This window comes from Paracoccus aestuariivivens, from assembly GCF_009711225.1.
In the GTDB taxonomy this organism is placed as follows: Bacteria; Pseudomonadota; Alphaproteobacteria; order Rhodobacterales; family Rhodobacteraceae; genus Paracoccus; species Paracoccus aestuariivivens.
In genome coordinates, this window is record NZ_WMIE01000001.1 from 917,494 (window position 1) to 938,876 (window position 21,383).

The 21,383-nt window shown below is 60.7% G+C and carries 19 protein-coding genes; 12 read left to right on the top strand and 7 right to left on the bottom strand.

Translation table 11 applies throughout. The annotated features are described in order from the left end of the window. Positions 1 to 99: 99 nt before the first annotated feature. The 5 genes from cyoA to GL286_RS04535 are packed head-to-tail and all read left to right on the top strand — an operon-like array spanning position 100 to position 5,070. Entirely contained in the window at positions 100 to 1,305 is a 1,206-nt protein-coding gene (gene cyoA, locus GL286_RS04515) for a ubiquinol oxidase subunit II (RefSeq protein ID WP_155094315.1), read from the top strand. A 13-nt stretch (positions 1,306 to 1,318) separates the two neighbouring features. Then, on the top strand, positions 1,319 to 3,328 hold the full coding sequence (gene cyoB, locus GL286_RS04520) for a cytochrome o ubiquinol oxidase subunit I (RefSeq protein WP_155094316.1): 2,010 nt from the start codon (positions 1,319 to 1,321) through the stop codon (positions 3,326 to 3,328). A gap of 4 nt (positions 3,329 to 3,332) precedes the next feature. Then, positions 3,333 to 3,953, top strand: coding sequence for a cytochrome o ubiquinol oxidase subunit III (gene cyoC / locus GL286_RS04525; protein WP_155094317.1), 621 nt, complete (start codon positions 3,333 to 3,335; stop codon positions 3,951 to 3,953). Next, positions 3,953 to 4,330 (top strand): cytochrome o ubiquinol oxidase subunit IV, encoded by a 378-nt coding sequence (cyoD, locus tag GL286_RS04530; RefSeq protein WP_155094318.1) that lies wholly within the window; start codon positions 3,953 to 3,955, stop codon positions 4,328 to 4,330. Before cyoC ends, cyoD begins: the two co-directional genes overlap by 1 nt. A gap of 56 nt (positions 4,331 to 4,386) precedes the next feature. Continuing rightward, entirely contained in the window at positions 4,387 to 5,070 is a 684-nt protein-coding gene (locus tag GL286_RS04535; protein WP_155094319.1) for an SURF1 family protein, read from the top strand. On the opposite strand, the gene GL286_RS04540 is transcribed toward GL286_RS04535, so the two are convergent. The 3 genes from GL286_RS04540 to otsB are packed head-to-tail and all read right to left on the bottom strand — an operon-like array spanning position 5,045 to position 8,960. Continuing rightward, the gene (locus GL286_RS04540) at positions 5,045 to 6,430 is read right to left on the bottom strand and encodes an alpha,alpha-trehalose-phosphate synthase (UDP-forming) (protein ID WP_155094320.1); all 1,386 of its coding nucleotides are present in this window, start codon (positions 6,428 to 6,430) and stop codon (positions 5,045 to 5,047) included. The two genes, GL286_RS04535 and GL286_RS04540, sit on opposite strands and share 26 nt — an antisense overlap. Then, the gene (locus GL286_RS04545; RefSeq protein WP_155094321.1) at positions 6,427 to 8,223 is read right to left on the bottom strand and encodes a glycoside hydrolase family 15 protein; all 1,797 of its coding nucleotides are present in this window, start codon (positions 8,221 to 8,223) and stop codon (positions 6,427 to 6,429) included. Before GL286_RS04545 ends, GL286_RS04540 begins: the two co-directional genes overlap by 4 nt. Further along, positions 8,220 to 8,960, bottom strand: coding sequence for a trehalose-phosphatase (gene otsB, locus GL286_RS04550; RefSeq protein WP_155094322.1), 741 nt, complete (start codon positions 8,958 to 8,960; stop codon positions 8,220 to 8,222). The genes GL286_RS04545 and otsB overlap by 4 nt, the downstream gene beginning before the upstream one ends. 268 nt (positions 8,961 to 9,228) lie before the next feature. On the opposite strand from otsB, the gene ada reads away from it, so the two are divergent. After that, positions 9,229 to 10,293 (top strand): bifunctional DNA-binding transcriptional regulator/O6-methylguanine-DNA methyltransferase Ada, encoded by a 1,065-nt coding sequence (gene ada, locus GL286_RS04555; protein WP_170295033.1) that lies wholly within the window; start codon positions 9,229 to 9,231, stop codon positions 10,291 to 10,293. Here ada and GL286_RS04560 read toward each other — a convergent pair. Further along, positions 10,290 to 10,469 (bottom strand): hypothetical protein, encoded by a 180-nt coding sequence (locus GL286_RS04560; RefSeq protein WP_155094323.1) that lies wholly within the window; start codon positions 10,467 to 10,469, stop codon positions 10,290 to 10,292. The genes ada and GL286_RS04560 overlap by 4 nt on opposite strands. 76 nt (positions 10,470 to 10,545) lie before the next feature. Here GL286_RS04560 and GL286_RS04565 point away from each other — a divergent pair, with 76 nt between their 5' ends. The 5 genes from GL286_RS04565 to GL286_RS04585 all read left to right on the top strand — a co-directional run bounded on the left by GL286_RS04565 (position 10,546) and on the right by GL286_RS04585 (position 16,670). After that, positions 10,546 to 11,127 carry a DUF421 domain-containing protein gene (locus GL286_RS04565; protein ID WP_155094324.1) on the top strand — a complete coding sequence of 194 codons (582 nt, stop codon included), beginning with the start codon at positions 10,546 to 10,548 and terminating at the stop codon, positions 11,125 to 11,127. A 97-nt stretch (positions 11,128 to 11,224) separates the two neighbouring features. Beyond that, the gene (gene menC / locus GL286_RS04570) at positions 11,225 to 12,355 is read left to right on the top strand and encodes an o-succinylbenzoate synthase (RefSeq protein WP_155094325.1); all 1,131 of its coding nucleotides are present in this window, start codon (positions 11,225 to 11,227) and stop codon (positions 12,353 to 12,355) included. Further along, positions 12,352 to 13,086: a GNAT family N-acetyltransferase gene (locus GL286_RS04575; RefSeq protein ID WP_170295034.1), complete on the top strand. Its 735-nt coding sequence runs from the start codon at positions 12,352 to 12,354 to the stop codon at positions 13,084 to 13,086. The genes menC and GL286_RS04575 overlap by 4 nt, the downstream gene beginning before the upstream one ends. A gap of 38 nt (positions 13,087 to 13,124) precedes the next feature. Continuing rightward, positions 13,125 to 14,582 carry an amino acid permease gene (locus GL286_RS04580; RefSeq protein ID WP_155094326.1) on the top strand — a complete coding sequence of 486 codons (1,458 nt, stop codon included), beginning with the start codon at positions 13,125 to 13,127 and terminating at the stop codon, positions 14,580 to 14,582. Positions 14,583 to 14,753: 171 nt separating this feature from the next. Next, the gene (locus GL286_RS04585; RefSeq protein ID WP_155094327.1) at positions 14,754 to 16,670 is read left to right on the top strand and encodes a DEAD/DEAH box helicase; all 1,917 of its coding nucleotides are present in this window, start codon (positions 14,754 to 14,756) and stop codon (positions 16,668 to 16,670) included. 28 nt (positions 16,671 to 16,698) lie between these two features. On the opposite strand, the gene GL286_RS04590 is transcribed toward GL286_RS04585, so the two are convergent. Together GL286_RS04590 and GL286_RS04595 are read right to left on the bottom strand one after the other, a co-directional pair. Beyond that, entirely contained in the window at positions 16,699 to 17,679 is a 981-nt protein-coding gene (locus GL286_RS04590) for a LysR substrate-binding domain-containing protein (RefSeq protein ID WP_155094328.1), read from the bottom strand. Between the two features lie 75 nt (positions 17,680 to 17,754). Then, the gene (locus tag GL286_RS04595) at positions 17,755 to 19,227 is read right to left on the bottom strand and encodes an aldehyde dehydrogenase family protein (protein WP_211596181.1); all 1,473 of its coding nucleotides are present in this window, start codon (positions 19,225 to 19,227) and stop codon (positions 17,755 to 17,757) included. Between the two features lie 225 nt (positions 19,228 to 19,452). Between GL286_RS04595 and speB the strand changes: the two genes are divergently transcribed. Then, positions 19,453 to 20,403 carry an agmatinase gene (gene speB / locus GL286_RS04600; protein WP_155094329.1) on the top strand — a complete coding sequence of 317 codons (951 nt, stop codon included), beginning with the start codon at positions 19,453 to 19,455 and terminating at the stop codon, positions 20,401 to 20,403. Positions 20,404 to 20,537: 134 nt separating this feature from the next. On the opposite strand, the gene ppk2 is transcribed toward speB, so the two are convergent. Then, a complete protein-coding gene (ppk2, locus tag GL286_RS04605; protein ID WP_155094330.1) occupies positions 20,538 to 21,368 on the bottom strand; it encodes a polyphosphate kinase 2 in 831 nt (276 codons plus the stop codon). Between the last annotated feature and the right edge of the window lie 15 nt (positions 21,369 to 21,383).

Consider the following 21,383-nt stretch of genomic DNA (forward strand, 5'->3'; position numbering starts at 1 on the left):
GGCAAATTGTCCTATGTCTGTCGCGGACCCGATCCCTTAGGGGGTGGGCCCATCTACACCCCTCCCCATGCCACCTCTTCAGGTGAGGTCACGGCTCATATGCGTATACTCCCCCGCTTGGCGCGCTTTATCGCGCTTGCACCCGCTTTTCTGGCTTTGTCTGCCTGCAAACTGGAGGTGCTCAAGCCCTCCGGCGATATTGCCGAGCGTCAGAAGGATCTTCTTCTGGCCTCGACAGGCTTGATGTTGCTTATCATTATTCCCGTGATGGCGATGGTCGTCTGGTTTACTTGGCGCTATCGCGCGTCCAATAAAGCCGCGACCTATAAGCCGGACTGGGACCACTCGACCAAGTTCGAGCTGGTGATCTGGGCGGCTCCGCTGCTCATCATCATCTGCCTCGGTGCGCTGACCTGGGTCGGCACGCACCTTCTGGACCCCTACCGTCCGCTCGACCGTCTGAGCGCGACCGAGTCGGTTCCGGACGAAGATCCCTTCCGCGTCGAAGTCGTCGCACTCGATTGGAAATGGCTGTTCATCTATCCCGAACAAGGGGTGGCATCGGTCAACGAACTGGCCGTGCCGGTCAATCGCGAGATCGAATTCAGCCTGACCTCGTCCTCGGTGATGAACGCGTTCTATATCCCTGCAATGGCGGGCATGATCTATGCCATGCCGGGGATGGAAACCAAACTGCACGGCGTTTTCAACAACGGCGGCGAATATCAGGGTCTGGCCTCGCATTATTCGGGCCACGGCTTCTCGGGAATGCGGTTCAAAGCCCATGCGCTTGAGCCTGCGGCCTTTGACGAATGGGTCGATGAGGCCCGCGCCAATGGCGGCATGCTGGACCGTCCGAAATATCTCGAACTGGAAGCCCCCAGCGAGAACGTCAAACCGATGACCTTTGCCGAGGTCGATCCTGAGTTGTTCGATCGCGCCGTCAATATGTGCGTCGAGCAAAACAAAATGTGCATGGCCGAGATGATGGCGCTGGACGATCAAGGCGGTACCGGCCTTGCCGGCACGATCAACATGGCGCAGCTGACCTATGACAAGAATATCCGTCGTGGTCTGGCCCGCCCGGTCTTCGGTCAGGAACCGTTCATGGTCACCAGCTTCTGCACCCCTGCGGATTCGGTGAAAATGTTCGCTGACCTGCGCCAGTCGCAGCCGGTCGTCCGCGTCGATCAGACGCCGATGCGCGGAATTGCGCTGCCCCGCCCCGAAAACCGCCTTGGCATCGGCATGCCTCGGCTCATTCAGGACGCACGGCACCCGACCGCCGTCGAGCCTCAACTCTGAGCCGGAGTCCGAGATGGCCATTCCTACAAATGTCGAGACCACGTTCCTTCTTGGGCGCCTGAATTGGGACGCCATTCCGAAGGAACCTATCGTTGCGGTGACCTTCGTCGCCGTCGTGCTTGGCGGCGCGGCAATGCTGGCGCTGCTGACGAAATACAAGCTCTGGGGTTATCTCTGGAACGAGTGGTTCACCTCGGTGGACCACAAGAAAATCGGGATCATGTACATGATCCTTGGCCTGATCATGTTCGTGCGCGGATTTGCCGACGCGATCATGATGCGCCTGCAACAGGCCATCGCGTTCAACGGCTCCGAGGGCTATCTGAACGCGCACCACTACGACCAGATCTTCACGGCGCATGGCGTCATCATGATCTTCTTCGTGGCGATGCCCTTCGTCACCGGTCTGATGAACTATATCGTGCCGCTGCAGATCGGTGCTCGCGACGTGTCCTTCCCCTTCCTGAACAACTTCTCGTTCTGGATGACGGTGGGTGGTGCAGTCATCGTGATGGCGTCGCTGTTCGTCGGTGAGTTCGCGCAGACCGGTTGGTTGGCATTCCCGCCGCTGTCGGGCATTGCCTATAGCCCGTGGGTCGGCGTCGATTATTACATCTGGGGCCTGCAGGTCGCGGGTGTCGGGACGACGCTGTCGGGGATCAACCTGATGGTGACGATCCTGAAGATGCGCGCGCCGGGCATGACCATGATGAAGATGCCTGTCTTCACCTGGACCTCGTTCTGCACCAACATCCTGATCGTGGCCTCGTTCCCGGTTCTGACGATGACGCTGATCCTGCTGACGCTGGACCGCTATCTCGGCACGAACTTCTTCACCAATGACCTTGGTGGCAGCCCGATGATGTATATCAACCTCATCTGGATCTGGGGTCACCCCGAGGTTTACATCCTTATCCTGCCGCTGTTCGGCGTCTTCTCGGAAGTCACCTCGACCTTCTCGGGCAAGCGTCTGTTCGGCTATACCTCAATGGTCTACGCGACCGTCTGCATCACGGTCCTGTCCTATCTGGTGTGGCTGCACCACTTCTTCACGATGGGTTCGGGCGCTTCGGTGAACTCGTTCTTCGGGATCACCACGATGATCATCTCGATCCCGACCGGTGCGAAGCTGTTCAACTGGCTGTTCACCATGTATCACGGCCGCGTCCGTCTGGAGCTGCCGATGATGTGGACCATCGCCTTCATGCTGACCTTCACCATCGGTGGCATGACCGGCGTTCTGCTGGCGGTTCCGCCTGCCGATTTCGTGCTGCACAACTCGCTGTTCCTGATCGCCCACTTCCATAACGTGATCATCGGCGGCGTTCTGTTCGGCCTGTTCGCGGCGATCAACTTCTGGTGGCCGAAGGCCTTCGGCTTCAAGCTGAACCAGTTCTGGGGCAAGGTCAGCTTCTGGTGCTGGGTTGTCGGTTTCTGGGTCGCCTTCATGCCGCTCTACATCCTTGGTCTGATGGGTGTGACCCGCCGGATGCGTGTGTTCGATGATCCGGACCTGCAAATCTGGTTTATCGTTGCAGCCTTTGGCGCAGTCCTGATTGCCGCGGGTATCGGTGCGATGTTCGTCCAGTTCGGCGTCTCGATCTGGAAGCGCAACGATCCGGCGTATCGCGATGTCACGGGCGATCCGTGGAACGGGCGGACACTGGAATGGGCGACCTCGTCGCCGCCGCCGTCCTACAACTTCGCCTTCACGCCGGTCATCCACGGGCTTGATGCCTGGGCCGAGATGAAAGAGGCGGGGGCTTCGCGTCCCAAGGCCGATTACATCCCGATCCACATGCCGCGCTACACCGGCTCGGGAGTGATTATCGCAGGACTGTGCACGGTCTTCGGCATGGCGATGATCTGGTACATCTGGTGGCTTGCTGTCGTGTCGTTCCTGGCGGTCGTCGGTTACTCGATCTACCACACCTTCAATTACGACCGTGATTACTACGTCCCCGCCGATGAGGTCCGGGAGGTCGAGATCGCCCGCGACCGTCAGCTGGCAAAGGGAGTCTGATGCGATGAGCACCATCACACAACTCAAGGCCCCGGCCGACTATTGGGAAACCGAGCCCCATCACCATCCTGAAGGTGCCTCGACCAATATCGGCTTCTGGGTCTACCTGATGAGCGACTGCCTGATGTTTGCAGTCCTCTTCGCGACCTACGGGGTGCTTCATGGCAACCTTGCGGCCGGTCCCGGCCCCAAGGACCTGTTCGACCTCGAACTGGTGGCGATCAACACCGCGATGCTGCTTTTCTCGTCGATCACCTACGGCTTTGCGATGCTTCGCATGGCCCGCGGCGATCAGGCGGGCACGCTGAAATGGCTGGCGATCACGCTGTTCTTCGGTCTGTGCTTCCTTGCCATCGAGCTTTACGAATTCGCGCACCTCATCCACGAGGGCGCGGGTCCGCAGCGCTCGGCGTTCCTGTCGGCCTTCTTCACGCTGGTCGGCACGCATGGTCTGCACGTGACGTTCGGTTCGATCTGGCTGGTCACGCTGATGGTTCAGGTGAAGAAATTCGGCCTGACCTCGGCCAACCAGCGGCGCCTGATGTGCCTCAGCTTGTTCTGGCACTTCCTTGACCTGATCTGGATCGGGGTCTTCACCGTCGTCTATCTGCTGGGGGTGATCTGATGGCCCATTCGCATAATCATCACGATGCACATCATGACGCGCATCACGACCATGGCAGCTTCAAAAGCTACATGACCGGTTTTGTGCTGGCTGTGATCCTGACCGTGATCCCCTTTGGCATCGTCATGGGTGGAGGCTTCGACAGCCGCGCCCTGACCATCGCCGTAGTGGTACTATGCGCTGTGGCGCAGGTTCTGGTCCATATGATCTACTTCCTGCACATGAACAGCAGCGCCGAGGAAGGTTGGACGCTACTTTCCACGTTGTTTACTATCGTGGTCGTCGTCATCATGCTGGCCGGTTCGCTTTGGGTCATGTTCCATCTGAACACGAACATGATGCCGCAAATGAGCCATGAATTGCAGGTCATGCCGTGACGGAGAGCGCGGCTCACGGGCCGCGCAAGCCCAGGTCAAAACTGGCCTGGGCACTTATGACGCTCGCCTCGGTGGTGGGCGTCATTGTGCTTTTGGGCCTTGGCATCTGGCAGGTTCAACGGCTTGCGTGGAAAACCGACTTGATCGAACGTGTCGAGGCGCGCATTGCCGCCCCCGCCGTTCCTGCACCTGCTGCCGCCGACTGGGCCGCGTTCTCGGCCGATGCGGACGAATATCGGCGTGTCTCGGTGACGGGCAGCTATCAGTTCCAAGACGAAGTGCTGATCAAGGCTGTTACGGCCCAAGGCTCGGGTTTCTGGGTGATGACACCGTTGCTGACTTCCGAGCGATGGGCGGTTTGGGTCAATCGCGGCTTTGTGCCCGACGACCGTCGTGATAGCGCCGATCGGCAACGCCCCGAAGGGCCGCAAGAAATCACCGGTCTATTGCGGCAGACGCAGGCTGGTGGGGGCTTTCTGCGCGACAATGATCCGGCAGGAGACCGCTGGTATTCCCGTGATGTCGAGGCGCTGTCGCAGCATTTCGGGCTGCAGAACCACGCCCCGTACTTTATCGACGCCGACAAGGAACAGGACGCGAACGCCCTGCCTCTGGGCGGGTTGACCGTGGTCAGCTTCCGCAACAGCCATCTCAGCTACGCGCTGACCTGGTTTGCCATGGCTATAGGTCTGGCGGCAGGGGCTTGGTACGTCCTTAGTCGGGACCGCTCGCAGGACTGACGGCACCAAGTGATCGCGGATCGAGGTCGTTCATGAATGACCTCGACCATGCCGCGACATGATGCTGTGACAATCGCCGCATCAGCGAGGCGTGGCGTTCCTGACGTTCCTCAAGTGGCATTGTCAGAGCGCGCGCAATGGCATTCGAGACGTCCTCGACGTCATGCGGATTGACGATCAGCGCCGCGCCCATTTCGGCGGCAGAGCCCGCGAATTGCGACAGGACCAGCACGCCCGGATCGGCCGGATCTTGCGCCGCGACATATTCCTTGGCGACAAGGTTCATGCCGTCCCGCAAGGGTGTCACCAGCCCGACCCGCGACAACCGGTACAGCCCCGCAAGCAGGCTATGGCTGAAGGCCCGGTTGATGTAGCGCACAGGCACCCAATCCAGCGTACCGTATTTCGCATTGAGCCTTCCGGCCCGTTCGGCGACCTCTTGCTGGATGCGGTCATAGCCCTCGATTCCGCTGCGCGAGGCGGGGGTTATCTGCAGGAAGCTAACTTTGTTATGGACCTCGGGATGGTCTTCCAGAAGCTGCTCGATTCCGCGCAGACGTTCCGGCAGCCCTTTGGAATAATCCAGACGGTCCACCCCGATCACCATGTTCCGTGGGCCGAACCTCTGGATCAGATCGCGGATGCGCGGCAATTCCTGCGCCCGCCTTGCGCGGGTCGCGAATGCGGCGGTGTCGATCGAGATCGGATAGGCCCCGATGCGCGTGCCGCGCGGAGGGGTGATTTCCTCAAGATCGCGGCGCATCGAGTCCAATGCATCGCGCAGGTTGCGGACATCGGCACGCGTTTGCAGGCCCACCACGTCATAGGCCAGCATTGCGGCCAGAAAGCACTTTGCGCGGGGCAGGGCGCGGAACAGATCCTGCGCGGGCCAAGGGATGTGATGGAAATATCCGATCCGGTTCTGCACCCCGCGTTTGCGAAGTGCGGCGGCCAGCGGGATCAGGTGATAGTCATGCACCCAGATCAGATCGTCGGGGCGCAACATCTCGACCAGCGCCTCGGCGAACTTCCCGTTGACGGCCATATAGCGTTCCATATCGGGGCGCGTGAACTCCAGCAGATCGGCGCGGTAATGGCATAGCGGCCAAAGCACGCTGTTCGAGATGCCCTCGTAATAGCCCGCCACATCTTCCGGCGTCAGGTCCATCGCGGCATAGGTGACCTGCCTTTCGGTCTGCATCTGCATTGCGCCCGGATTTTCGGAGGTTTTGCCGGACCAGCCCAGCCACAAGCCGCCTTCACCTTTCAACGCGGCCTCGAGCGCGACGGCCAACCCGCCTGCCGCCACCCCCTTGCCCAGTGCAGGAAGCCGGTTCGAGACGATGACAAGTCTGCTCAAACGATGTCCTCCCACTTGCGCGAGAGTTTGGTTGCGGCATTGATCAGGCCGACCATCGAATAGGTTTGCGGGAAATTGCCCCAAAGCGTGCGGGTCGCGACATGGACGCCCTCGGACAAGAGCCCCAAGGAGTTACGCTGCGCCAATACTTCGGAAAAAATTTCCCGTGCCTCGTCATGACGCCCAAGGCGACACAAGGCGTCGATCAGCCAGAAGGTGCAGGCGGTGAAGGCGGTCTCGGGCGCGCCGAAATCGTCCGGAGCCTTGTAGCGGAACAGGTGATGACCCTGCCGCAACTCGGCCTCGATTGCCGCGACGGTCGCGCGATAACGTGGATCGGCGCCGGTCGTGAAGCCGATTTCGGTCATCAGAAGCAGGCTTGCGTCCAGATCCTCGCCGCCAAAGGCCATGACATAGCTTTGGTGTGTCTCGCTCCAACCATATGCTTCGATGGCCTCGCGGATCTTTGCGGCCTCGGCCCCCCAATAGGCGGCGCGGTCTGCAAGACCCAGATGTGTGGCGATGCGCGCCAACCGATCACAGGCCCCCCAGCACATGAGCGCCGAGTGGGTATGGATGCTTTCGCGGGTGCGGAATTCCCACAATCCGGCATCGGGGGTGTTCCACCGGGCAACAGCCTGATTGCCGAGTATTTCAAGCTTGTGGAACAGATCGGCCCCGCCCAGCCGCGGCAGGCGTTCGTCAAAGAAACATTGGCTGACGGCCAGAATGACCGAGCCGTAGCCATCGTTTTGCACCTGGACATATGCCGCATTGCCCCGTCTGACAGGTGCGTTGCCACGATAGCCCGCCAAGGCGTCGCAACTTTCCTCGATGATGACACGCTCATGCCCCAGACCGAACAGCGGTTGCATGTAGCCGTCATGCGAGCCGGTCGCGAGGTTCAGCACATAGTCCAGATAATCCTCCATCGTGCGCGTGACGCCCAGTCCGTTCAGCGCCTTGACGGTAAAGAAGCTGTCGCGCAGCCAGCAGAAACGGTAATCCCAGTTCCGGCCCGTGCCCTGAAACTCGGGTATCGAGGTGGTCAGCGCCGCCACGATTCCGCCGGTTTCCTCGTATTCGCATAGTTTTAGCGTGATTGCTGCGCGGATCACCGCATCCTGATAGTCCGGCGGGATAGAAAGGGCGCGGACCCAATCGGCCCAGTATTCCTGCGTTCGCTCTAGAAAAGTCGATGCGATTACCTCGGGCGCGTCACTGAGCGGCTCATCCGGCCCGAGCAGGAAGACGCGCGGTCGATCCAGAAGAAATGGCGTTTCGTTCAGCACGAACTCGACCGGAGCCGAGGTGGTCAACCGTACCGGATCGTCGCCGAGTTCATAGCGAAGATGGTTCGAGCCGCGATGCGTTCGGGCGGGAAGTGCGCCATAGTCATGACGCGGGCGCAGTCGCACCGTGATGCGGGGCATCCCCTCGATCGGTTCGACGATGCGGACAAAATTCCGGCCCCTGAACATGCGGCCACGCTCGCGAAAGCGGGGCATGAAGTCGATGATGCGCAGGCGGTTACCCCGCGAGTCGGTCTGGATCGTTTCAAGTATGGCGGTGTTGCGGCGATAGCTTTGCCGCGTTTCGACCAGATCGTCGCAGCGGATCGACCAGATGCCCTCATGGGGTCCGGCCTTGGGTTCGAGCAGCCCGCAAAAGACCGGATCGCTATCAAGGCGCGGCAGACACATCCAGACCAGATCGCCGAAGCGGTTCAAAAGCGCGGCGGTGGTCGAATTGCCGACGATGCCCAGTTCAAGGGATTGGTTGCGTTCGGTCATGCCTCGAGCCTCCGTTCCAGCCAGTCCGCCAGTTCGGCCGGACCAGAGAGGTGGATGTCGGCGGGCAGATCGCGCTCGCCCAAGGCGACCGCCATTCCGCCGGACTCGCGGGCGGCCTCAAGCATGGGCAGGTCGTTCAGGTCATCGCCGAATGCAATGGGACGACGGTCGGCAAAGGGCGGTTGCGCCATGAAGCGCCGCAATGCCACGCCTTTGTCGTCGCCTACGGGTCGGATCTCGGCCACCGATTTCCCAAGCTGCAACCGCCAGTTTGCGCCCAAGAGGGCCAAGGACTGGTTGGCGGCAGCCAACATCACCGCTTCGGAGGACGGCGCACCACGCCAATGCAGCGCAAGTCCTTGCCCCTTGTCCTCAAGGACTGCACCGGGGTAGGTGGCAACCAGATCGGTCAAGGCGGGCAATAGCGGACGGATCGCCGCGACCTTTTCGGCAAGATCCGGATCTGCGGCATTTCCGGGGAAATCGACGCCGTGCAGACCGGCGATAGGGATCGTCGCATCCAGATGTGGTGTGATTTCATCGCGATTGCGACCGGTGATGATCGCGACGGCTCCGTTGGTCCGTTCGCTTAACCGCAGGATGTCGCGGCGGATGCCAAAGCCCAGACTGACGTCTTGTGGGCGTGGGGCGATCTCGGCGAGCGTTCCGTCGAAATCGAAGAAAAATGCATGTTGATCCAGATCCAGAGATCCGAAATCCTTGAAGATATCCCTCAATATTTCCGTCCTTTTCCAGCGGCGCACGCAGCATCGCACGCCCGGGGTTCGGGGTTTGGGACGGGCCGGATGCGCGCCGTCCTGAGTTTAAGACGGCAGGCCGGAAGGCAGTTCCCTATTGCGGCAACCTTTCGTGGCGCACGCAGGAATTGCCCGACCGATGACCTGCTCCCGCCTCCATGGCTGCAATTTGACAGCAAACAGCGGAGCGCAATCACCGCAAATGCGATGCAAGATTTGCCCGTCACGAACAGGAAGGTGCTATAGCATGTTCATGAAACAGGATCAAAACACCGCAATGGATCCGCGTTGGCTGGCGGTGCTGGCGCGCGATCCGGCAGCGGACGAGCAGTTTGTTTACGCGGTGCGTACTACGGGCGTTTACTGCCGTCCGTCCTGTCCATCGCGGCGGGCGAAGCCGGAAAATGTCGCGTTCTTCGTCTCGCCCGACAAGGCCGAGGCTGCAGGTTTTCGGCCTTGCCTGCGCTGCCATCCGCGCGGCCAGTCCCTTGCGCAAGCAAATGCCGCATTGATCGCGGCGGCCTGTCGCATGATCGAGACCGCCGAGGAGGCCCCCTCAACCGGCGATCTGGCTCGTCGTATCGGGCTAAGCCATTTCCACTTTCATCGCCAGTTCAAAGCAGTGACGGGGATGACGCCGCGCGCCTATGCCGTGGCGTTTCGCGCAGGACGGGTGCGGAAGGCGCTTGACGATGAAGCCAGCGTGACTGCAGCCATCCATCGGGCCGGTTACAGTTCGAACAGCCGGTTTTATGAAACTTCGGACAGGATTATCGGGATGACACCGCAAACCTATCGCAAAGGTGGACATGACGCCGAGATCCGCTTTGCCTTGGCCCAGACGGCGCTTGGGGCAATCCTTGTAGCCAGCACGGAAAAGGGTGTTTGCGCGATCTCGCTCGGGGACGCGCCCGAGCCATTGCTTCAGGAATTGCAGGACCGTTTTCCGAATGCGAAAATGATCGGTGCGGACGCCGAATATGAGGCGTTGATCGCAAGGGTCGTGGCTTTCGTCGAAAATCCCGCCATCGGTATTGATCTGCCTTTGGATATTCGCGGCACGGCATTCCAGCAGCGGGTCTGGCAGGCTTTGCGTGATCTGCCGGTCGGGGAAACCGTCAGCTATGCCGAGCTGGCCAGCAAGATCGGTGACCCCAAAGCGGTTCGTGCCGTTGCGGGCGCGTGTGCGGCGAACAAGATCGCGGTCGCTATCCCCTGTCACCGCGTCGTGCGTACGGATGGCTCGCTTTCCGGCTACCGCTGGGGGATCGCACGCAAGGCCGAGTTGCTGCGGAGAGAGGCCAAGGGCTAACGTCCCCTGACCCAGAACAGGGCATAGGCCAGATACAGGCCGGCGGCAGAAAAAGCTGCCGCCCACATGCCTTGGTCATTGGCGTATTCCACCCCGGCCCAAGCCAGCGGCGAGATGACGCAAAGCAGTCTGACCCAGAGGCGGTCGAAAAACGGGTTGTTCGGATCTACCAGCATGTTGCCGTTCTAGCTCAGGCGGGAACCCGGATGAAGGGCAATTGCGTTTTCATCGGGCCTTTTCAGGAGACAGGCGATGCTGTCCGAACTGCACAGGATTTTTCTGGGTGATCACGACCTGATCTTTCTGTCGGAGGTCCTGTTCCGCACCCTGATTATCTACGGTTACACCCTTGCCCTGATGCGCTGGATCGGCGGGCGCAGCGTGTCGCAATTGTCCGTGGTCGAGTTCCTGCTGGTGATCGCGATCGGTTCCGCCGTCGGAGATTCGCTTTTTTATCCAGATGTGCCCTTGATACCCGCCATGCTGGCGATCCTGCTGGTCGTTCTGTGCAACAAGCTTGTGGATTTCGCGATCATGCGTTCGGACCGGTTGGCCGTGCTGTTCGAGGGGGCTCCACAAGTCGTCATCGTCAATGGCGCGGTTCGGCTGCGCCAGATCCAGCGCGAAGGCATAGGTTTGCAAGAACTCTATCTCAAGCTGCGCGACAAGGGCGTTACCGATCTGTCGCAGGTTCGACTTGCGGTGCTTGAGGCGAACGGGGTGCTATCGGTTCTGACCCATGCGCGGGACGATGCGGCTTCGGGGCTTTACCAGCCTCCGGCATTGCCCGAGGCGGAGCTTTCGCAAGCCACCAACCGGCAGGAATGGCGCTGATGGCTGGAAATATCTCCGAATGCGACCCTGCGTTCATGGGCTTGCGCATTCCGGTCATTGGCATAAGTCTGCGCGCGCCTTTCCCTGCGAGCAATACATGACCCAGACCCTGTTTACCGGCATTCGTATCGACGCGGCAGAACTGCGTATCGTGCGACTGCCGTTATTGACCCCCTTTGTCATCTCGACCGGAACGATGACCGACAAGGTTTTCCCGCTCTTGACCCTGCGAGGCGAGGGACTTGAAGGGTATGGCGAGGGCGTCATGGATATGCTGCCCGATTATCTCGAGGAAACACAGACGGCCTCGCTGGCGTTTCTCGAACAGGCGATCCTGCCGCAAATCCTTGGCCGGACGTTCGCTAGCCCTGCCGAGTTGGACGCGATCCTGTCACCTTGGCGCGGCCACCGCATGGCCAAAGCGATGGTCGAAATGGCGGCATGGGATCTGTGGGCCAAGGCGCTGAACCAGCCGCTTTCGGCGTTGCTGGGCGGGGTGCGCGACGCGGTCGAGGTCGGTGTCAGCCTTGGCATCGCCGATATTCCGACGACGCTTGAACGGGTCGCAGCCTCGGTCGATGCGGGTTACAAGCGGGTCAAGCTCAAGATCAAGCGCGGCCATGACCTTGCGCTGCTACAGGCCGTGCGGGAAAAATTCCCCGATATCAAACTTACTGTCGATGCCAATACCGATTACCGGCTGCCGGATCTGCCGTTGCTGATGGCGATGGACCGGTTCGGGCTGGACTATATCGAACAACCGTTGGCCTATGACGATATCCACGATCACGCCAAGGTGCAGGCGCGGCTGACGACAGCGATTTGTCTGGATGAAAGCATCCGCTCGGCGACGGATGCCCGCAAGGCGCTGGTCGCCGAGGCGGCGCGGGTGATCAATATCAAGGTCGGCCGGGTCGGAGGCTTTGGTCCCGCACGCGCCATTCACGATCTATGCGCGGCCTTTGACGTGCCGGTCTGGTGCGGCGGTATGCTGGAATCGGGCATCGGGCGGGCGCAGAATATCCATTTGGCCAGTCTGCCTAATTTCTCGAATCCGGGCGACACATCGTCGGCAAGTCGCTATTTTGCGCGAGACATCACCGAGCAGCAGCTGGAATCCGATCAAGGGCTGATGCCGGTGCCGAAACATGGTCCGGGTCTGGGTGTCACTTTGGATCGCAGGTTCCTGACCAGCGTCACCGGTTCGGTTCAGGAGTTCCGACCGTGACGCCTGTTCTGCGCGAACTGGCCTCGCTGGCGGAGTTGAAAGCATCCGAGGATTTGCAGCGCGCGGTCTGGGGGCAGAACGATCCGGCGGATAATGCCGACCTGATGCTGGCGATCCAGCACGAGGGCGGGCTGGTAGCGGGCGCTTTTGACGGCGACCGGATGCTGGCGTTCCTGTTCGCCTTTCCCAGCGCTACGCCGGGTGTGCAGCATTCGCATCGGCTGGCCGTTTTGCCCGAGGCGCGGGGTTTGAAACTGGGTGTTAGGCTAAAATGGTTCCAGCGTGACTGGTGTCTTTCCCGCCAGATCCGCCTGGTCCGCTGGACCTACGATCCGCTTCGCGCGGTGAATGCGGGGTTGAATGTAGGCGCGCTTGGAGGCGTATCGAACACCTATTTACCCGACTATTACGGCACGATGGAGGGGATAAATGCGGGTCTGCCTTCGGATCGGCTGATGTTGGACTGGCATCTGGACAGTCCCGAAGTTCTTGCGCGTTCGCGGGGCGAGCGGCCAGATCCAACGATACCGACGCACCGGATCGCGATTCCCAAAGACATTGACGCCTTGCTGCGTGATGCGCCCGATGCCGCAATGGCAACACGGATTGCGTTACGCAAGGACTTGACCAATGCCTTCGCCCTCGGCCAAAGGATCGTCGGATTCGACAATGTCGAACCCGCTTATCTGCTTTCCCAAGTGGACGAGCAGGAAATACCCGGCCGGATCTGATCCGGCACACCCGGAATGCCAAGGAATCTAGACGTCACATGACCAGTCCGACCTCGCTTGCGCAGCGCGTGCTGCGTAGGAAACCCGTGCGTTCATTCGCTGTGCAGGCATCGCATGAAAGCGACGGCCAGTTGCGACGCCATATCACGCTGTTCCAGCTGACCATGCTGGGTGTCGGTGCGACGGTCGGGACGGGGATCTTCTTCGTCTTGGCCGAACAGGTGCCGACGGCAGGTCCGGCAGTGCTTGTCTCGTTCCTGATCGCGGGGCTGGCGGCTGGTCTGACCGCGTTGTGCTATGCCGAGATGAGCTCGATGATACCGGTCTCGGGGTCGAGCTATTCCTATGCCTATGCCACCCTTGGCGAAGGTGTGGCCTTCATGGTCGCTGCATGTCTTGTGATGGAATATGGCGTCTCGGCTGCGGCAGTGGCCGTCGGCTGGAGCGAATATCTACATAATCTGCTGATGATCACGACCGGCCTTGAACTGCCTCGCGCGGTCCTGCATGCACCTTTGGTCGCCGAAGGCTATTCGCTGCATTTCGGCGGTGACGGGCTGATCAACCTGCCGGCTGCCTTGCTGGTTTTCCTGTGCTGTATGCTGTTGACGCGGGGAACACGGGAATCCGCTCGGGCCAACGCGATCATGGTGGTGTTGAAGCTGGCGGTGCTGGCCTTGTTCATCGCCTTGGCTTTTACCGCCTTCGATAGCGAAAACCTGAAACCTTTTGCTCCGCATGGGTTCGGGGGTATCAGCGCCGCTGCAGGGTCGATTTTCTTCACGTTTATCGGATTGGACGCCGTTTCCACGGCCGGAGACGAGGTGAAAAACCCGCGCCGGAACCTGCCATTGGCTATCATCCTTGCATTGCTGGTCGTCGTAGGCTTTTACCTGCTGGTGGCGCTGGCCGCTTTGGGTGCGCAGCCGCAATCCATGTTCGAGGGGCAAGAGGCCGGACTTTCGGTCATCCTGCAAAACGTCACCGGCTCGCCCATTCCCGCGGTGATCCTGTCGGCGGGCGCGGTCATCTCGGTTTTTTCGGTGACGCTTGTGGTGATCTATGGACAGACCCGCATCCTTTACGCCATGTCGCGTGACGGTATGCTGCCCAAGATTTTCAGCCGGCTGAACCCCAGAACCCAGACGCCGACCGCGAATACGGTGATCGTTTCGGCCCTTGTGGCTGTGATCGCGGCGTTCCTGCCCTCGGATATTCTGTGGGATCTGACCAGTATGGGGACGCTGACGGCCTTTACCGTCGTTTCGATCGGGGTGATCGTGCTGCGTTACCGTCGCCCCGATGCCGAGCGCGGCTTCCGCGTCCCGCTGTTCCCTTTGCTGCCGATCCTCAGCATCCTGTGCTGCATCTATCTGATTTCCAGCCTGCCAAGTATCGTCTTCCGCCTGACCGCCGTCTGGATGATCCTCGCGGCCAGTTTCTACCTGTTCTATTCGTCGCGAAACTCGGCGCTGGAACGGGATCAGGCCGAATAACGCAACGGGATTGCCGACGCGCTGGATTTACAGCTTTACTTGCTGGGCCAGCGCGTCTAAACGGCCGTTCTTTGGCTCCGCGTGTCCGGAGCGGCGCAGCTTGTCTTGTCCGCCGCAAAGGGTCTGGTGCCTTCCATCGGGTGTTCGGCACCCCCCTTTTTTGGCGATAACATGACCGATCTTAATATTGCCGCGCCTCTGGCCGCGGCGCTGGCAGCCAAAGGCTATGCCAGCCTCACCTCCGTTCAAGAAGCGGTCCTTGCGGCAGATGCCGAAGGTCGCGACATGCTGGTTTCGGCCCAGACCGGTTCGGGCAAGACGGTGGCCTTCGGCCTTGCAGTGGCGCACGACATCCTGCAGGGCGAAGACCGGCTGACGCCGGCCGATGCTCCGCTGGGGCTGGTTATCGCCCCGACCCGCGAGCTTGCACTGCAAGTCGCCCGCGAGTTGGCATGGCTTTACGGCGACGCCGGCGCCCATATCGCCACCTGCGTCGGCGGCATGGACTACCGCAACGAGCGCCGTGCGCTTGAGCGCGGGCCGCATATCGTTGTCGGTACTCCCGGTCGTTTGCGTGATCACATCGACCGCGGCGGCCTGAACCTGAGCGACCTGCGCGCAGCGGTGCTGGACGAGGCCGACGAGATGCTGGACCTCGGCTTCCGTGAGGATCTGGAGTTCATCCTTGGCGCCGCGCCGGTTGAACGTCGCACGCTGATGTTCTCGGCGACGGTTTCGCCCGCGATCGAAAAACTAGCCAAAGATTTCCAGAAGAACGCCCTGCGCATCGTCGCAGGCGGTGAAGCGCGCCAGCACGGTGACATCGAATACCGCGCCTATAGCGTCATGCCGCGCGACCGCGAACCGGCGATCTTCAACCTACTGCGTCTGCACGAAGCGCAGACCTCGATCATATTCTGCAAGACCCGCGCCAACGTGAACCACCTATTGGCTCGTATGGGCAATCGCGGCTTCAAGGTCGTCGCCCTGTCGGGTGAGCTGAGCCAGGCAGAACGGAGCCATGCCTTGCAGGCGCTGCGCGATGGCCGTGCCCAGGTCTGCATCGCGACCGACGTCGCGGCCCGGGGTATCGACCTTCCGGGGCTTGAACTGGTGATCCACGCCGATCTGCCGACCAACTCGGAAACCATGCTGCACCGTTCGGGCCGGACCGGTCGTGCGGGCGCCAAGGGGGTTTCTGCGCTGATCGTCACCTCCTCGGAATACAAAAAGGCCCAGCGTCTGCTGAAGATGGCGAAAGTCGATGCCGTCTGGTCAGGTGCTCCGAATGCCGACGAGGTCCGCGCCAAGGACGATATCCGTCTGATGGAACATCCGGCACTGCACGAGGCTCCGGGCGACGAAGGCGAGATTTCCGCTGAACTGCTTTCGAAATTCGGTGCCGAAACGGTCGCCGCCGCTTTCGTTCGCCTGTGGCGCGAAGGCCGTCCGGCTGCCGAAGAACTGACCGTGATGCAGGAACGTCCCGCGCCGGCAGTACCGCGCGAGCAGCGCGATTTCGGTGACTCGGTCTGGTTCTCGCTGACCGTTGGCTATTCGGGCCGTGCCGAGGCCCGCTGGCTGCTGCCGAAGATCTGTGAAGCAGGCAATGTGACCAAGGACGTGATCGGTGCCATTAAGGTGCGTGAACACGAAAGCTTCGTTCAGATTGCATCCAGCGCGGCCGATCGCTTTGGCGAGGCAACCGAGCTGGAAGAGGGCCTGATGATGGTCCGTCAGGCAGGCATGCCGAATTTCGAGCGTAGCGCCCCAAGCGCGCGCCGCGAAGCTCCGGCCGCGAAAAAAGCCTTTCCGAAGAAGAAATACGAATCCGCTCCGGAATATACGCCGCGTGACGAGCGTCGCGACGATCGCCCGCGTGCCGGTGATGGTGCCGTTACCGCCCGAAAAGCGCGCTGGAGCACCAGCGACAAAGCGGCCAAGCGCACGACCGAAGGTTCTGCTCCGCGCGAGAAAAGCAAATTCGCGAAGCCCGCAGCCGGTAAAGCCGCATGGGCCAAACCGGCGCCGAAGCGTAAGGCCGATGGTTTCAAAGGCAGCCACGCGCCGAAAGGCCGTAAGGGCTGATCCTTCTGCATGAACCGCGATGTGCCGCCTAGCGGCGGCGCATTATGGCACTGGCCTGTTGCAGGGCCTCGATAAAGGCGCGCGTGGCGTGACGGGATTTCCAGTCCTGCCGCGCGGCGACCTGAAATTTCGCGACATAGGAAAACAGATCAGGCCGGATCGGACGCAAACGATCCGCGAATTGCGCTGCGAAATGGTCAGGAAGATAACCGAGATAGGCGCCTGACAGGATCAGGTGCGCCTCGGCCTCCATATTGCTGACGGTCGCATGCGGGGATGAAATCGCGAAAACCTGGATATCGCGTGACGCCCAGTAACTGCGGGCGATGATCCGATGCTCGCGAATGGTGTCGATACCGATTTCCGCGTCGGGTACGGTGAAAAGCGGATGGTCCGTTGCGCAATAGATATTGTGCCGCTCATCGTGCAGGCCAAGATAGTCCAGCCCCATCGCCGCGCGCGGAAAGCTTCCGACCGCCAGATCGACCTTTTGGCCGATCACCTCGCGCAGCAATTCACCGGGTGATAGCGTGATGATCTCCAGATGGACCGAGGGCGCAATATCCGCGAATTGGGCCACCGCAGCCGATACGGGGCAAAGCGGATCGGAAATCATCGTGTCGACCAGACCGACCGTCAGGCTGCGCGGCATCTGCGAACTGAGCGTCGAAACGCGGTTCGAGAACTGGTCCAGCGTGCCAAGCAGCCGCTGGGCTTCCTTGTAGAAATCCTCTCCGGCCGGTGTCAGTGAAAAGCCGCTACGGCCGCGCTTGCACAGTTTCAGCCCGTAACGCGCCTCAAGCGCCGAGATTTTCTCCGAGATGCTCGACAGCGCAAGGTTCAACTCGGATTGTGCGGCGGACAGGCCACCCGCTTCGACGACGCGCAGAAAGATGCGGATCAGCCGGATATCCGAGCTTTCTACCGGCGTCGCGGTACGGGATTTACCGCGCCTGACCGGCGCGGCTGGTATGATCGTACGAGAGGGCGTGTCGCGCTTTGGGCTCACAAGAGAATGCCGTGTTGGGATTGCCTTCCCTCATTAGCCCTGTCGTCGTCTTGCGCAAGTCCGCAACTGCCCTGATCAGGTGATAACGCGCGATGTCACATGCTTGACGCCGGAATAGGCCGCCAGTCCCCACGGACCCAGTTCACGACCGATGCCGCTTGACTTGAAGCCGCCCCAAGCGGTGTTCGGGAAAATGATCTGGGGCGAGTTGATCCAGATATGTCCAGCGTCGATGCGGTTCGCGATGTCTTCGGCACCAGCGCGTCCGACGACGGTCGCGGCAAGGCCGAACTCGCTGTCATTGGCAAGTTCGAGCGCCTCGTCGTCGGACGACGCGCGACGGATGGCCAGAACGGGACCAAAGATCTCTTCTCGCCAGATCGCGTGCTCTGTGGGCACGTCGACATAGATGGTCGGTTCGACAAAATAGCCTGCCTGCGGCCCGGTCGAGGCGCCGCCCGCGATGCAATCCAGCCCGTCATGGCGCGCACGCAGCAGATATTCCAGAACCTTGTCGCGTTGGGCTTTGGTGGTCAGCGGACCCATTTCGGCGGCTGGGTTGTCGGGGCCTGCGACGACCATCTTCGAGACATGCCGGCGCAGACCCGCGATGACATCATCCGCGATCCGGTCCGACACGATCATCCGTGACGTGGCCGAGCACATCTGACCGGCATTGAAGAAAATCCCCAGCGAAGCAATTTCAATCGCTTGCGCGATGTCGGCATCCTCCATCACCACGATCGGGGATTTCCCGCCAAGTTCAAGCGACACCGGAACCGAGCGTTCCGCTGCCGCCGCCATCACCCGCCGTCCGGTCGTGTTCGAGCCGGTGAAACTGATCTTGCGGAAACGCGGCTCGGCGGTCATCGCCCCGCCGACCGCGCCCGCTCCGGGCAGTATGTTCAGCGCGCCAGCGGGTAACCCGATTTCTTGCGCGATGTCGCCATAGACCAGTTCGACCGGTGTGGTGAATTCCGACGGTTTCAGGACCGCCGTGCAGCCGACCGCAAGCGCGGGGGCCAGTTTCCAGGCAGTCGTGACCATCGGGAAGTTCCACGGCACGATCAGTGCGACCGGACCGACAGGCTCATGACGGGCGCGGCCGCGCAGGGTGGGGTCGGGCAGTTCGACCGCACCATCCTGACGGGCGTCGAAGGACGCCGCGAGTTCCGCATAATAGTCAAAGGTCGCCGAGGCATCATCGACGTCGATTTCCGCTTCAATGCGGGGCTTGCCATTGTTCAGCATTTGCAGCGCGACCAGAGTGTCCTTGCGGTCGCGAAGCCCCTGGGCGAAAGCGCGCAGGTAAACGGCACGTTGCGAAGCGGGGACGCGGCGCCACGAGAGGAATGCGCGGGTCGCCGCTTCGGCTGCCAGACTGACGTCTTCGGCGCGCGCGGCACGCAGCAAGGCAATCCGCGTTCCGGTGGACGGATCGACCGATTGGATGTCATCGCCTTGACCTGCGATCCAGACGCCGTCGATGAACACGCATTTTTCCCGCGCAAGAAGCATCTGATCGAAACTGGTGGCAATCTTTGTCATTTATCGGTTCCTTGCAATCCTGACGGGGTGATGGCCCGTCATTGCGGCGGAAAACATCATAATTAAACGGGCTATACTTCGGTATTGCCCGAAGTGATACCGAAGGTTATCCGGTGATTTCACATATGGATAAGTCGAAGTTTGGTTCGTTATGGCGTTATTTTATCGAAGTGACGGCCTCGGCTAGATTGCTTGTAAAATACTTCGAACTCAGGAGAAAACCCGATGTCCAACGGCTTCAACCAACCGCTTGGCGGCAATACGATGCCGCGCTTTGGCGGTCCGGCCACGATGATGCGCTTGCCGACGCAGGAAACGGCCAAGGGATTGGACGCCGCGTTCATCGGCATTCCGATGGATATCGGGGCTTCGAACCGCCCGGGCACGCGCCTCGGGCCGCGCCAGATCCGCGATGAAAGCCGGATGATCCGGCCCTACAACATGGCGACCGGAGCAGCCCCGTTCGACAGTCTGCAGGTGGCCGATATCGGAGACGTTCCGATCAATACCTTTGATCTGAAGAAATCCGTCGAGATCATCACCAACCATTACCGCGACGTGCTAAGTCACGATGTCATCCCGTTGACACTGGGCGGCGATCACACTTTGACTTGGCCGATCCTGCGCGCCATCCGCGAAAAGCACGGTCCCGTTGCCCTGATCCACGTCGACGCGCATTCCGACACCAACGAGCACATGTTCGGCGAGCGTGAGGCGCATGGATGCCCGTTCCGCCGCGCCTGGGAGGATGACTGCCTTATCAATGATAAGGTGTTCCAGATCGGTCTGCGTGGCTCGGGCTATACCGCCGAAGACTTTGACTGGGGCCGCGAAAAGGGCTGGACCGTGGTTCCTGCCGAGGAATGCTGGCATAAAAGCCTGACCCCGCTGATGGCCAAGATCCGCGAGCAGATCGGTGATGCGCCGGTTTATCTCAGCTACGATATCGACAGCCTTGATCCGGCCTTCGCGCCCGGCACCGGCACGGTCGAGGTCGGTGGATTGACCACGATTCAGGGGCTGGAGATCATTCGCGGCTGCTTCGGCCTGAACCTTGTCGGTTGCGATCTGGTCGAGGTTTCCCCGCCCTATGATCCGGCAGGAAACACCGCTGTGATCGCTGCTAACTTCCTGTTCGAGATGCTTTGCGCGTTGCCGGGCGTCAAGCGCCGCTGACAATCCAAAGGGTGGACCTTTGCCAGTCCGTCATCTCGCCAGATGGTGACGGACGTGGCGGGGCGTACCCGTTCGCGATGTGAAAATCGGTGCCTGCTTCCGGACGTTTTGGGTAGGGAGTTGCAACCGGGGCGTCAGATGACCGAAGGCACCACATTGCGAAACGGGATGTCCTTGTCGAAACCTTTGGGTCGCTTTTGGCGCTTGCCGAATTCCGGCTTCTTAAATGCGACCTTCTCGTAAGGGATAGCGGAAAGAAGATGGGTGATAGCATTGATCCTTGCGCGCTTCTTGTCGCTGGAATCGATCATCCACCAGGGCGCTTCGTCTGTGTCCGTCATCCGGATCATCTCGGCGTAAGCTGCGGTATAGTCCCACCAACGCCGATAGGATTCGACATCCATCGGACTAAGCTTCCATTGCCGCACCGGATCTTCGACACGCTGGCGGAAGCGGCGCTCCTGTTCTTCTTCCGAGACATTGAGGAAGTATTTCAGCAAGATCACCCCCGAGCCGACCAGCCATGATTCAAGTTGCGGCAGACCTTCCAGAAAGCGATGAACCTTGGCCTCGGATGTGAAACCCATGACACGTTCGACACCGGGACGGTTGTACCAGCTCCGGTCAAAGATCACGATCTCGCCCGCTGCGGGAAGCTGGCTGATATAGCGCTGCATGAAGATCTGCGATTTCTCGCGGTCACTCGGGGCCGGCAGTGCGACGACGCGAAAGACCCGCGGGCTGACCTTTTCGGTAATGCGTTTGATCAGTCCACCTTTTCCGGCAGCATCGCGGCCCTCGAAAATCACGACGATGCGGGCCCCGCTCTGCTTGACCCAGGCCTGTAGATGGGCAAGTTCGACCTGAAGGCGGGCGATCTCTTTCTCATAGGTCTTGCGATCGAGTTTCGCGACTTGGCCTGTCTGTGGCATGTCGGCCGGTATGTCCTTGTGCTTCTTGCCCATGATTTCCTCGTTGGT